This is a genomic window from Actinosynnema pretiosum (genome assembly GCF_002354875.1).
In the GTDB taxonomy this organism is placed as follows: Bacteria; Actinomycetota; Actinomycetes; order Mycobacteriales; family Pseudonocardiaceae; genus Actinosynnema; species Actinosynnema auranticum.
This window is the reverse complement of the sequence record NZ_CP023445.1, coordinates 7,758,713-7,771,400: the sequence shown is the minus strand read 5'-3', so window position 1 is coordinate 7,771,400 and position 12,688 is coordinate 7,758,713. Positions and strand designations below refer to the sequence as shown.

General features: G+C 72.8%; 12 protein-coding genes. 6 read left to right on the top strand and 6 right to left on the bottom strand.

The window, feature by feature from the left end; genetic code table 11:
- Window positions 1-45 precede the first annotated feature (45 nt).
- The 5 genes from CNX65_RS33350 to CNX65_RS33330 all read right to left on the bottom strand — a co-directional run bounded on the left by CNX65_RS33350 (window position 46) and on the right by CNX65_RS33330 (window position 5,036).
- Window positions 46-1,128 carry an LOG family protein gene (locus CNX65_RS33350; RefSeq protein WP_096497255.1) on the bottom strand — a complete coding sequence of 361 codons (1,083 nt, stop codon included), beginning with the start codon at window positions 1,126-1,128 and terminating at the stop codon, window positions 46-48.
- Window positions 1,129-1,169: 41 nt separating this feature from the next.
- On the bottom strand, window positions 1,170-2,045 hold the full coding sequence (gene purU / locus CNX65_RS33345; RefSeq protein ID WP_096497254.1) for a formyltetrahydrofolate deformylase: 876 nt from the start codon (window positions 2,043-2,045) through the stop codon (window positions 1,170-1,172).
- A gap of 24 nt (window positions 2,046-2,069) precedes the next feature.
- Window positions 2,070-2,807 (bottom strand): maleylpyruvate isomerase N-terminal domain-containing protein, encoded by a 738-nt coding sequence (locus CNX65_RS33340; RefSeq protein WP_096497253.1) that lies wholly within the window; start codon window positions 2,805-2,807, stop codon window positions 2,070-2,072.
- A gap of 955 nt (window positions 2,808-3,762) precedes the next feature.
- A complete protein-coding gene (locus tag CNX65_RS33335; protein ID WP_096497252.1) occupies window positions 3,763-4,518 on the bottom strand; it encodes a class I SAM-dependent methyltransferase in 756 nt (251 codons plus the stop codon).
- Window positions 4,519-4,538: 20 nt separating this feature from the next.
- A complete protein-coding gene (locus tag CNX65_RS33330; protein WP_096497251.1) occupies window positions 4,539-5,036 on the bottom strand; it encodes a DUF2505 domain-containing protein in 498 nt (165 codons plus the stop codon).
- Here CNX65_RS33330 and CNX65_RS33325 point away from each other — a divergent pair.
- Both CNX65_RS33325 and CNX65_RS33320 read left to right on the top strand, forming a co-directional pair.
- On the top strand, window positions 5,035-6,156 hold the full coding sequence (locus tag CNX65_RS33325) for a UDP-N-acetylmuramate dehydrogenase (protein WP_373565535.1): 1,122 nt from the start codon (window positions 5,035-5,037) through the stop codon (window positions 6,154-6,156). The genes CNX65_RS33330 and CNX65_RS33325 overlap by 2 nt on opposite strands.
- A 184-nt stretch (window positions 6,157-6,340) precedes the next feature.
- A complete protein-coding gene (locus CNX65_RS33320; RefSeq protein WP_096497250.1) occupies window positions 6,341-7,336 on the top strand; it encodes a chymotrypsin family serine protease in 996 nt (331 codons plus the stop codon).
- On the opposite strand, the gene CNX65_RS33315 is transcribed toward CNX65_RS33320, so the two are convergent.
- Complete coding sequence (locus CNX65_RS33315) at window positions 7,290-8,021, bottom strand: SDR family NAD(P)-dependent oxidoreductase (protein WP_096497249.1); 732 nt, start codon at window positions 8,019-8,021, stop codon at window positions 7,290-7,292. The two genes, CNX65_RS33320 and CNX65_RS33315, sit on opposite strands and share 47 nt — an antisense overlap.
- Window positions 8,022-8,124: 103 nt before the next feature.
- Between CNX65_RS33315 and CNX65_RS33310 the strand changes: the two genes are divergently transcribed.
- The 4 genes from CNX65_RS33310 to CNX65_RS33295 all read left to right on the top strand — a co-directional run bounded on the left by CNX65_RS33310 (window position 8,125) and on the right by CNX65_RS33295 (window position 12,384).
- Window positions 8,125-9,270, top strand: a complete 1,146-nt coding sequence (locus tag CNX65_RS33310; protein ID WP_096497248.1) for a L,D-transpeptidase — start codon at window positions 8,125-8,127, stop codon at window positions 9,268-9,270.
- A gap of 237 nt (window positions 9,271-9,507) precedes the next feature.
- A complete protein-coding gene (gene mshA / locus CNX65_RS33305; RefSeq protein WP_096497247.1) occupies window positions 9,508-10,761 on the top strand; it encodes a D-inositol-3-phosphate glycosyltransferase in 1,254 nt (417 codons plus the stop codon).
- On the top strand, window positions 10,758-11,255 hold the full coding sequence (locus CNX65_RS33300) for a type III secretion system chaperone family protein (protein WP_096497246.1): 498 nt from the start codon (window positions 10,758-10,760) through the stop codon (window positions 11,253-11,255). Before mshA ends, CNX65_RS33300 begins: the two co-directional genes overlap by 4 nt.
- 67 nt (window positions 11,256-11,322) lie before the next feature.
- Window positions 11,323-12,384, top strand: a complete 1,062-nt coding sequence (locus CNX65_RS33295; RefSeq protein ID WP_157767944.1) for a DUF4349 domain-containing protein — start codon at window positions 11,323-11,325, stop codon at window positions 12,382-12,384.
- The last annotated feature ends 304 nt before the right edge of the window (window positions 12,385-12,688 follow it).

The window sequence follows — 12,688 nt, the reverse complement described above, 5'->3', positions numbered from 1 at the left end:
TCCGGCTATCGCCCCTTTGGTGGAATCACGGATCGGGGAGTGGGGTCACCCGATCTCGGCTGCGTACTTCCGAAGCAGTTCGACGGCCTCGGCGGGGTCGTCGGTGACCAGGATCCAGCGCTCCGCCTCCCGGCCCCGAGCGAGGTTGCGCACCAGCGGGGCCGCCGGGACCTCCTCGGTCCAGAACCGCGCGCCGAGGAACACCATCGGCGCGGCCGGCCCGACCGAGCCGTAGTGGTTCTGGGTGTAGTCCTGGAACACCTCCTGGACCGTGCCCGCGCTGCCCGGCGTGTAGACCACGCCGCCGGTGGCGACGGTGAGCAGGCCCTCCTCGCGGACCGAGTTCGCGAAGTACTTGGCGTGCACCTCGCAGGCCGGGTTGGGCGGCTCGTGGCCGTAGAACCAGGTCGGCACGCCGATCGTGCGCGGCAGCCCGGCGACCGGCAGCTCGGGGAACGCCGCGATCCACTCGCCGATCGACCGGGCGTCGTGGCCGAACGTCGGCGCCTTGGCCAGGTCCGCGAGGACCGCGTCGTCCACGCCGACGCGCACGCCCAGCGGCACGGCCTCCATCGCGCCGGGCCCGCCGCCGGTGAGCACGGTGAACCCGGCCTCGCCCAGCGTCGCGCCCAGCTCGACGGCCCTGCGGTAGCCGTCCGTGCCGCGCCCCAGCGCGTGCCCGCCCATCACCGCGACCGGCGGGGACGGGACGCGGGCCAGCAGGTCGTCCAGCGCCTCGGTGATCGCGTGGTCGTGCAGCCGCTCGGCGAGCGCGTGCAGCGGGTCCGGGTGGTGGCCCTGACCCCGGCTGTGCAGGTAGATCCGGTGGTCCGGGGTGTCCGCGTAGGAGTCGGGCACGGCCGGGTCGAAGCCCGCGAACAGCTCGGGCGCGGTGTAGAGGTGCGACCGGTAGACGTCGTGCGGCAGGTCCGGGATGGTCGGGAACAGCAGCGCGCCCGCGGCCTCCGCCCTGCGCCGGGCGGAGGGGCTGAGCGAGCAGCCGAGGAAGAGCGCGCCGTCCAGGGGGACGCGCAGCTCCTCGCCGCTCAGGTCCAGGTTGACCAGCACCGCGCCCCGCAGGTCCGGGGCGGATCGGGCCTGCTCGACGGTGACGATCTCTTCACGCACACCGGCACACTAGCCCGCCCCGCCTCCGGGGGCGCCGCGGCTCAGAAGATCACCGTCTGGCCGCCGTGCACGAGCACGCGGTCCTCCAGGTGCCAGCGCAGGCCGCGCGCCAGCACGACCTTCTCGATGTCGCGCCCCTTGCGCACCATGTCGGCGACCGCGTCGGTGTGGTCCACCCGGATCACGTCCTGCTCCACGATCGGCCCCGCGTCCAGGTCGGCCGTGACGTAGTGGCAGGTCGCGCCGACCAGCTTCACGCCCCTGGCGCGCGCCTGGTGGTACGGCCGGGCCCCGACGAACGAGGGCAGGAAGCTGTGGTGGATGTTCAGCGCCCGCCCCGACCAGGCCGCGCACAGCTCCGGCGGCAGCACCTGCATGAACCGGGCCAGCACCACCGCGTGCGGGTCGTGCGCGTCCACCAGCTGCTTCACCTGCGCGAACGCCGCCGTCTTGCCCTCGGGGTCGGTGGCCGGGAACGGCACGTGGTGGAACGGGATGCCGTGCGCCCTGGTGATGCTCGCCAGGTCCGGGTGGTTGCCGATCACCGCCGCGACGTCGACGTCGAGCTCCCGCGAGGCGACCCGGCCCAGCAGGTCGTACAGGCAGTGCCCCTCCTTCGACACCAGGATCACCACCCGCCGCCGCTCGCCGGTGTCGGTCACCCGCCAGTTTGCCTGGGCCCCCAGCTCGCGCGCGATCGCCGTGAACCGCTCGCGCAGCTCCTCGACGCCGAACGGCAGCGAGTCGGCCCTGACCTCCTGCCTGGTGAAGAACCAGTTCGTGGCCTGGTCGGTGTGGTAGGCCGCCTCGACGATCAGGCCACCGTGCTCGGCCAGGAACGAGGAGATCCTGGCGACGATGCCGGTGCGGTCGGGGCAGCCGAAGGTGATCACGTAGCGGCGTTCTGGCTGAGGCACCGGGGCAGTATCCCCCGTTCCCCGCTAGGGGCGCGGGAGCGCGCGCACCAGGTCCCCCCGTCCGGTCACGACCGCGTGGCTGGGCCGGTCCCAGACCAGCCGGTAGAGGGAGTCGGCGGTGCCCGCCACCGTGGCGTCCTCGTCGATCGCCGCCCCGTCCAGGGCCCCGACCTCGGGCGCCTCGCCGGGAACCAGGCGCAGCAGCCAGGAGCGCGACGCGTCGGCGGCGTGCAGCACGACACGACCGGAGAGCCCGTTCGGCTTGTTCATGTGCTGCCGGGTGAGCATCGTGGTCAGGTACTCGTCCACCCCGTCGGCCGCGAGATCGGACGGGAAGAGCAGCGGGGGGACGTCGCCCGCGCGCGCCGCGTGCTCGCCGTCGAGCCGGTGCACGGCGGTCTCGTGCAGCTGCCGCCGAGCCCAGAAGGTCAGGGGGCGGGGCCCGACGAACGTCCACGAGGGCCGGGAGGGATCTTCGGTCTCCAGCACCCGGACCAGCTCGGAGAACCGCTCGTCCCACCAGGCCAACAACTCGGACCAGTCCTCGGGCCCCTCCTGGGGACGGGGCGGCGAGTCGGTGTCGGGCGGGGTCAACGCGGCCCGGATCGACCAGGCGTGCGTCCGAGCCACGTGCCGGGCTAACACCTCGACCGTCCAACCGGGACAGGTCGGCACGGGCGCGGAGAGATCGGCAGCCGCGATGAGAGCGCGCAGCGCGTCGTACTGCTCCCGAAGGGAGCGCGTGAAGTCAGCGTGTTCCACGACCCGAGCCTAGGGGGGAGACCTGACAGAACGCGGGAGCGAGGGGGACGCACTGCCGGATCACCGCACTGCCGGATCACCGCACTGCCGGATCACCGCACTGTCCGAAGGACCGCACTGCCAGGTCGGCGCACTGCCCGGAAGACCGCACTGCCAGGTTCGGCGCAAAGCGCGGGCTGCGGGGCGAGCGCAGCGAGCCCGCAGCCACCCCATCCCGCGTCCCTCTTCTCCGTTTGGCCTGGCGAAGCCCAAGCGCGCTTGTCAAGATGCCGCCGCATTGTTCGGCAGATCGGGGTGTCATACGGCGTCTTGACAAGTGTGCTTGCCTGAAAGGAGGCCAAACGGAGAAGAGGGACCCCGCCCACCGCGGGAGCACAGGACCAACGGTCACCGGCCGGCAGAGCCTGTGCCCCTCTTTTTTGGAGGTCTGCCCCGCCGGCGAGGCGTGCTTTTGAGCTCTTGACTTTGACTTTAGGTTTTCAGCTTCGAAGTCAAAAGCGAAAGTCAAAAGTCAAAGTCAAAAGCGAAAAACATCGCCTCGCCGGCGGGGCAGGCCTCCAAAAACGAGGGGACACAAGCTCTGCCGGCCGGCGGCAGTTGGTCTTGTGGTGCGGTTTACTGCTTCAACTACTGCGGTGGTCCGGGTCCCTCGTCTCCGTTTGGCCTCCTTTCAGGCAAGCACACTTGTCAAGACGCCGTACGGCTCGGGCGGTCTTCCGCGCAGTGCGGCGGCATCTTGACAAGCGCGCTTGGGCTTCGCCAGGCCAAACGGAGACGAGGGACGCGGGAGCAGTGCTGTGGGCTCGCTGCGCTCGCTCCACAGCCCGCTGCGCGGTGACGGCTGAAAAACCGCAAGCAAAAGCAAAGCATACAATCAAAAGCAAAAACCACGAGCAAAAACCGCAAACCGCAAACCAAGAGCTAAAACCTGCAAGCCCAACCCCAACCCCAACCCCTAGGGTCGCACCGACTCCCAAGGCACGGTGACCTCCCCCAACCGCCACCGCTTCCGGTCGTCCAGCACCGGCCACCTCGTCGCCAGCAACCGCACCGACTCCACCCACCGGGCCCTCGGCCCGAACGGGGCGAACGGGGCCGCCGTCGCCCAGCAGGTGTCCAGTTCGGCCAGCAGCGCGTGCACGCGCTCGCCCGGCACGTTCCGGTGGATCAGCGCCTTCGGCAGCCGCTCCGCCAGGTCCCCCGGCGTGTCCAGATCCGCGGGCAGGCACGACAAGGTGAAGGTCTGCGGCCCCTCCGCGGTCAGCGACACCCACGTGCAGCGCCTGCCGACCTCGTCGCAGGTGCCCTCCACGAGCACCCCGCCCGGCGCGAGCCTGCCGAGCATCGTGCCCCACGCCTCGACGGCCTGCTCCTCCGTGTACTGCCGCAGCACGTTGAACGCCCGCAGCAGCACCGGTCTCGCGCCCGCCAGCTCGAACCCGCCCCGCCGGAAGTCCAGTCCCGGCGGGTCGGCGACGGCCTTGCCTGCCTCCACGCGCTCGGCGTCCAGCTCCAGGCCCAGCACGCGCACGTCCGGGCACGCCTTCCGCAGCCTCGCGGCCATCTCCACGGTCGTGATCGGCGTCGACCCGTACCCCAGGTCCACCACGAGCGGCGACCCGACGAGCAGGTCGCGGTGCGCGGACAGGACCCACCTGTCGACCCGGCGCAGGCGGTTCGGGTTGGTGGTGCCGCGCGTGGGCAGGCCCATCGCCCGCGCGCGGCCCGCGGCTAGCCTCGGCGCGCGAGCCACTGGGACGTGAACTCCGTCTCCTTGTCGAGCAGCTTCGCGACCTGCTCGACGACCATCTCCTCGACCTTCCCGCCCACCAGCGGGATCTTCACCTTCACCTGTCCGGTGAGGGTGATCGTGGACCCGCCGCCCGGCTTGTCGGCCACCGTCATGGCGCCGTCCAGCTCGCCGGGGACGCCCGTGATGTCCACCCGCGACGTGCAGGTGTACCCGGCCTCCGTCCACGACTCCGCGCGCGTGATGACCAGGTCACCGCCCAGGACCTTGCTCGCGATGGGCGGCAGGTCGGCCGACGAGACGCCCTGGCGCAGCTCGTAGGCGACGCCCGTGGCGGTCACCGCGTGGCTGAGCAGGGCGGCGCCGGAGCCGCCGAGCACCTCCAGGCGGGCGCGCAGGTACGACTCGTCGACCAGCGCCGCGTACACGTCGGCGGCGGGCCAAGTCGTCTCGGTCAGGTGCTCGATGCGGCGTGCCATGTCGCGGAGGCTACCGTTTACCCCTGTGACCACCCCGCTGTCGTCCAGTGCCCAGGAGCGCGGTCGCGTGCCGCTCGCCGAGTGCACCACACTGCGGCTCGGTGGCCCGCCCGCGCGCTTCCTGCGCGCCACCACCGCCGCCGAGCTCGTCGACGCCGTCCGCGCCGCGGACGCTACCGGCGACCCCGTGCTCCTGCTCGGCGGGGGATCGAACCTGGTCGTCGCGGACGAGGGTTTTCCCGGCACCGCGATCCAGGTGGGCACCACCGGCCGCCGCGTCGACCCGCTCGGCGACGGGCTCGTCCAGTTCACCGTGGAGGCGGGCGAGGACTGGGACTCGGTCGTCGCCGACGCCGTCTCGCAGGGCCTGGGCGGGCTGGAGTGCCTGTCCGGCATCCCCGGCCAGGTCGGCGCGACCCCGGTGCAGAACGTCGGCGCGTACGGCGTCGAGGTGTCGCAGGTGCTGACCTCGGTCGACCTGCTGGACCGGGCCACCGGCCGGGTCAACCAGGTGCCCGCCGAGGCGCTGGGCCTGGCCTACCGGACCTCGGTCCTCAAGGGAACCGACCGCGCCGTCGTGCTGCGGGCCCGCTTCGCGCTCACCTCCGGCGGCCAGTCCGCGCCGATCCGCTACGGCGAGCTGGCCCGCGTCCTCGGCGTCGAGCAGGGCGACCGGGTGCCCGCCGACGCCGCCCGCAAGGCCGTGCTGGAGCTGCGCAGGGGCAAGGGCATGGTGCTCGACGCCGCCGACCACGACACGTGGAGCGCAGGCTCGTTCTTCACCAACCCGCTGCTCGACGAGACCACCCTCGGCGGGGTGCTGATCCGCATCGCCGAGCGCCTCGGCGACGACGTGGCCGTGCCGACCTACCCGGCGACCTCCGGCCACCGCAAGCTGTCCGCCGCCTGGCTGATCGAGCGCGCGGGCTTCGCCAAGGGCCACCGGGGTCCCGGCGGGCGGGTCGCGCTGTCCAGCAAGCACACCCTCGCCCTGACCAACCGGGGCGGCGCGGCCACCGAGGACCTGCTCGACCTCGCCAGGGAGGTCCGGGACGGGGTGCGCGGCGCGTTCGGCGTGGAGCTGCACCCGGAACCGGTCATGGTGGGCTGTTCGCTCTGACCCGGCGACGCGCGGGTTGACCTCGGGTGACCGGGGGTAGGCCTGGTGATTGCCGGGGGTGGAACCGTTGCCCGGCAAGGGGTTCCGCTCGCCTCCACGTGGTGAAGGCCGAATGGGTGACTCCGTGTGACGAATCCTCACCCAGCGCGTTTCATGGTGGTAGGAGCGTTACACGGAGGTCGTCATGGACCATCCGGACTACGGGAGGGCGGCGGTCAGGCCGCTCAAGAGGCTGGTCGAGGACGACTTCCTGCGCAGGCCCGGTGTGGTCGGTGTGGACATCGGGGAGAAGGTCGTCGGCGGCGAGCCGACTGGGCGGCTGGCGATCGTCGTCTACGTCCGCGAGAAGGGCGCCGCGGGACGCCACACCATCCCGCCGGACGTGCTCGGCGTCCCCACGGACGTCGTGCAGGACTCGTTCGCGCCGCACCACACCCTGGCCTCGCCGCAGGGCGGGAGCGGGGCCGAGCGGCACGGCCGCGTGCTCGGGGGCATCGGCGTCGGACCCAGCCGCTCGGTGCGCTTCGTGCCGCCCGACGTGCCCAGGGCCGACGACTACCTCGTCGCGGGCACCCTCGGCGCGCTCGTGCGGGCCAGGGGGACGCACCGGCCCATGGCGCTGACCGCGTTCCACGTGGCCTGCGTGGACGACGCGTGGGAGGTCGGCGACCCGATGGTGCACCCGTCCAGGGTGGACGGGGGCCACCCGGTGCGCGACCGGATCGCCACGCTCGCGCGCGCCGCCCTGTCCAGCCGGGTCGACGCGGCGGCGCTGCTGCTGCACGCCAGGCACACCTCGCCCGAGGTGGTCGGCCTCGGCCCGGTGCTCGGCGCGGCGGACGCCCGCGTGGGCGCGCCGGTGCGCAAGCGCGGGCGCACCACCGGGATCACCGCGGGCGTGGTCGCGTCCACCGACGCGGTCATCCGGCTCGACTACGGCGCGGGCATCGGCGTGCGGACCCTGCACGACCAGATCCGGGTGGAGACGCCGGGGTTCGGCGACCACGGCGACTCCGGCGCGGTGCTGCTCGACGAGGAGAACCACGTGGTCGGGCTCTACTGCGCGGGCAGCCCGCACCGGTCGTTCGCCAACCCGGTCGGGCCGGTGCTGGACCAGCTCGACGTCTACCTGCTCACGCCCGGTGGGCTCGGCTCGCGGACGCTTGGGCGCGGGGCTTGAGCACGATGGTGTCCAGGTTGACGTGCGAGGGCCTGGTCACCGCGAACGCGATGGTGTCGGCGACGTCGTCGGCGGTGAGCGGGGTCAGGCCCCGGTAGACGGCGGCGGCGCGCTCGGCGTCCCCGTCGAACCGGTTGACGGAGAAGTCCGTCTCGACCATGCCCGGCAGGACCTCGGTGATCCGGACCGGCTCGCCGAGCAGTTCGCCGCGCAGCGTGCGGTGCACCGCGGACTGCGCGTGCTTGGCCGAGGTGTAGCCGGAGCCGTTGTCGTAGGCCTCCAGCGCGGCGATCGAGGTCACCGTGACGACGTGCCCGTCGCCGGAGGCGATCAGCTTGGGCAGCAGCGCCTTGGTGACCCGGAGCGTGCCGAGCACGTTGGTCTCCCACATCCAGCGCCACTGCTCCTCGTCGGCCTCGGCGACGCTGCTCAGCCCGCGGGCGCCGCCCGCGTTGTTGACCAGCACGCGGACCTCGGGCACGGCCTCGGCCAGGGCCGCGACGGACGCGGCGTCCGTCACGTCCAGCTCGATCGCCGTGCCGTCCACCTCGGCCGCGATACTCTGGACCAGTTCCAGTCGCCGGGCGCCGAGCACGACGTGGAAGCCCTCGGCGGCCAGCCTGCGGGCGGTGGCCTCGCCGATTCCCGCGCTGGCCCCGGTGACTACTGCGGTAGGACGGTTCACACCGCGATCCTAGGTCGATCCCGCGGTGGACCCCGTCCTGTGGCGCAGGTCACCTGCACTTGCCGGGGTTCTGGGACGTCCTTGTCGGTGGGAGGTCGGAAACGTGCGAAAGAAGTTGGCCGCGCTGCTCGTGGGCGGCGCGCTGCTGGTCGGGTGCTCGTCGAACGTGGAGCAGGGGAGCCCCTCTCCGGTCGGCGGGGACGCCCCGCCGGTCGCGAAGCTCACCGCGAACCCCGCCGACGGGGCGAAGGACGTGCCGGTGAACTCGCCGGTCAAGGTCGAGGTGCAGGACGGGGCGATCGACCAGGTCGCCGTCACCAACCCGGAGGGCCAGTCCGTCCAGGGCGCGCTCGCCGAGGACAGGAAGAGCTGGGCGAGCACCGAGCCGCTGGGCTTCGGCAAGCAGTACAGCTACTCCGGCAAGGCCACCGGGTCGGACGGCAAGCCGGTCGAGCTGACCGGCTCGTTCACCACGCTCGCGCCCGCCAGCCAGGTCCGCGCCACGCTGTTCCCCGGCGACGACCAGGTCATGGGCGTCGCGGTGCCGATCAAGGTCGAGTTCGACGCGGACGTGCAGGACAAGGCGACCGTCGAGAAGGCGCTGACCGTCACCAACAGCGCGAACGTGCAGGGCTCCTGGGCGTGGCTCAACGCCCGCGAGGTGCACTACCGGCCGGAGAACTACTGGCCCGCGAACACGAAGATCCGCGTCGAGGCGAAGCTGTACGGCGTGGCCTACGGCGGCGGCGCGTACGGCCGGGCCGACGTGACCAGCGACTTCACCATCGGCCGCAACCAGGTCGTGAAGATCGACACCCCGTCGCACCAGCTCGTGGTGCAGCGCGACGGGCAGACCGTGAAGAGCTACCCGGCCTCCTTCGGCAAGGACGACGAGCCGGACCTGAACACGCCGAACGGCACGTTCGTGGTCATGCAGAAGGACCCGCAGTTCAGCTTCGACAACCCGCGCTACGGCTACACCAACGTGCTCAAGAAGTGGGCCGTGCGGTTCTCGAACCACGGCGAGTTCATCCACGAGAACAACGACAACCTCGCCAACATCGGCAAGAACAACACCTCGCACGGCTGCGCGAACCTGTCCGAGGCCGACGCGAAGGACTACTACGACTCGGCGCTGGTCGGCGACCCGGTGGAGGTCACCGGCGCCAGCCACACGCTGCCGCCGCAGTTCGACTGGTACGACTGGCAGATCCCGTGGTCGCAGTGGCAGACCATGTCGGCGCTGTGAACCGCGCGGGTTCGGCGGGCCCGCTGATCCGCCCGGCCCGCTGAGCGCCAGACCTTCCGAGAGGGGCCCCACCGCAGTCGCGGTGGGGCCCCTCGGGTTTTTCGGGCAGACCTGTGACGGTGCGCACGAACCGGGAAGTCGAGCAGCCCTCAAGGCGTTGGTCATGGTCGTGGAGACATCTGTCCTCGGTCGGGAGCCAGCAGCGAACCCGGTCGCGTCCGTCGCGGAGGTGGTCCGGTGAAGCGGGTCGCGGTGCTGTCGGTGCACACGTCGCCGCTGGAGCAGCCGGGGACCGGCGACGCGGGCGGCATGAACGTCTACGTGGTGCAGACCGCCACCGCGATGGCCAGGCGCGGCGTCGAGGTGGAGATCTTCACCAGGGCCACCTCGTCCGAGCTGCCCCCGGTCGCGGAGCTGGCGCCGGGCGTGCAGGTGCGGCACGTGGTCGCCGGGCCCTTCTCCGGGCTGGAGAAGGAGGAGCTGCCCGGCCAGCTGTGCGCGTTCACCGCGGGCGTGCTGCGCGCCGAGGCCCGCCACGAGCCGGGCCACTACGACGTCGTCCACTCGCACTACTGGCTGTCCGGTCAGGTCGGCTGGCTGGCGCGGGAGCGCTGGGGCGTGCCGCTGGTGCACACCGCGCACACCCTGGCCAAGGTGAAGAACCTGGCGCTGGCCGACTCCGACGCGCCCGAGCCGAGGATGCGGGTCATCGGCGAGGAGCAGGTGGTCGCCGAGGCCGACCGGCTGATCGCCAACACCGACGTGGAGGCCGACCAGCTCACCGGGCTGTACGCGGCCGACCCGGCCAAGGTGCTGGTCGTGCCGCCCGGCGTCGACCTCGACCGGTTCACCCCCGGCGACCGCGGCGAGGCCAGGCGCTCGCTGGGCCTGGCGCCCGACGCGCTGGTGCTCGCGTTCGTCGGGCGCATCCAGCCGCTGAAGGCGCCGGACGTGCTCGTGCGCGCCACCGCCGCCCTGCTGGAGCGCGACCCCGGACTGCGGTCCCGGCTGGTGGTGCTGGTCGTCGGCGGGCCGTCCGGGTCCGGGATGCGCACCCCCGACGAGCTGGTCGGGCTGGCGCGCTCGCTCGGCGTGGCCGACGTGGTGCGGTTCCTGCCGCCGCAGGGCGGTGGCTCGCTCGCGCGGGTGTACCGGGCGGCCGACGCGGTCGCCGTGCCCAGCCACAACGAGTCGTTCGGGCTGGTGGCGCTGGAGGCGCAGGCGTGCGGGACGCCCGTGGTGGCCGCCGCCGTCGGCGGGCTGCCGGTGGCCGTGCGCGACGGGGTGACCGGGCTGCTGGTGGCCGGGCACCGGACCGCGGACTGGGCGGACGCGCTGTCCCGGATCGCCCTCGCGCCGGGGCTGCGGCAGGAGCTGGCGGGCAACGCGGTCGGCCATGCGCGAGGGTTCTCCTGGGACCGCACGACCGAATCGCTGCTCGCGGCGTACGAGCAGGCTCGTGACGTGTTCCGGGAGGAGGTCTACGCGTGAGCCCGACCGATGCCGAGCTGGACGCCGTCATCAGGTCCACCCTGGACGACCGGGGGCTGGCCTACGAGAGCCCCGAGCCGGGGCGGTTCTTCGTGGAGCTGCCGGGGACGAAGAAGCTGCGCACCAACTGCTGGCTGGTGGTGGGGCGGCACGCCGTGCTGGTCGAGGCGTTCGTGTGCCGCAGGCCGGACGAGGCGTTCGAGGAGGTGTACCGGTTCCTGCTGCGGCGCAACGCCCGGCTGTACGGGGTGCACTACACGGTCGACGGCGAGGGCGACGTCTACCTGGTCGGGCGGGTCGGGCGGCACGCGGTGACGCCGGACGAGCTGGACCGGGTGCTCGGGCAGGTGCTGGAGGCCGCGGACGGCGACTTCAACCCGCTGCTGGAGCTGGGGTTCGCCTCGGCGATCCGGCGGGAGTGGGCGTGGCGGGTCTCGCGGGGCGAGCCGCTGGCGAACCTGAGCGCGTTCCGGCACCTCGTGTCCGACTCGTGACCGGCTAGCGGCAACGCCGCGCCCACCCCGCACCGTCCCACCGGCAGCGTTCGAGGGAGGGGTCGCGGTGAGACGTGTCGTGGTGGTGGGCGTGGTGGCGCTGGGGCTGCTGGCCGGGTGCTCCGGGGGCGGGACGCCCGCGATGGCGCCCGCGAGGGTGGCTCCGGACGAGGGCGGCGCGCAGGGGATCGCGCCCCAGCGGGACCCGGCCCGTCAGGACCCCGCCCAGCAGGACCCGGCCCGGCAGGACTCGGCCCGGCAGGACTCGGCCCGGCAGGACTCGGCAGGGAGCGGGCAGCAGGCCCCCGAGCAGCCGGGCGAGGTGCTGTCCGGGCGGGACCTGGTGCGCACGGCCGACGTGGACCTGGTGTCCGGCGACGTCGACGGCGTGGTGGCGCGGGTCAAGGCCGCCGCCGGGGAGCGGGGCGGGTTCGTCGCCAGCGAGAGCTCCACCGGCCAGCGGGGCACGGCGGTGGTCCGGGTGCCGGGGGAGCGGTTCGAGGACTTCCTGGGGGCGCTGGGCGGGCTGGACGGGGCCTCGGTGGAGCGGCGCGAGGTGCGGACCGAGGACGTCACCGAGCAGGTCGTGGACGTGCAGGCGCGGCTGACCGCGCAGCGGGCGTCCGTGGAGCGGATCAGGGCGCTGCTGGACCGGGCGGGCAGCACCGCCGAGATCGCGCAGATCGAGGGCGAGCTGACCCGGCGGCAGGCCGAGCTGGAGTCGCTGCAGGGGCGGCTGGAGTCGCTCAAGGGGCGCGTCGCGCTGTCCACGGTGACCGTGGTGGTGCGGACCGAGCCGGGCAAGGCCGCGCCCGACGACGGTCCTCCGGGGTTCCTGGACGCGCTGCGCGGCGGCTGGGACGCGCTGGTCGTGGCGCTGGCGTTCGTGCTGGCCGCGCTGGGGGCCGCCCTGCCGTTCCTGGTCGTGCTGGCGATCCCGGTGACCGCCCTGGTGGCGTTGCGGCGGCGGCGGGAGCGGGGGCTGCGGGCGGTGGCGCGCGGGTCCGGTCAGGTGGCAGGCGGTGGCCGGGTCGATCCCGAAGCGGGTTCCGGGGCGTCCGCAGGTGATCTTCCCGAAGATCGGGAAGGGCAGGCCGCCGAACAGGCCCAGGTGCCACCGAAGGAGTGAGCGTTCACCCGGTTGGCGCTACTGCGCGTGAGTGATCGGCGGGGAGCGCGGGGCGGCTTGGAGAGAGGGGGAGTCAGTAGCTCAAGCCGCCCCGCGTCGATCCCGCTGCGTGCGGACGAGGACTGGGGGGAGTCCGATCAGTCCGAGCGGGCCCGCGGTTCGACGGGGGGAGTGCGCACCGCGGGTTTCCCAGGCGGGTCGTCGGAGTGCGTGGGAGCCGACCCGCTTGAGCCCTGCCAACTTGGCAGATCGGCGGCGATCACCACAAGACTTTCCTTTACGCCGTTCGAGTGTTATTAGCCGA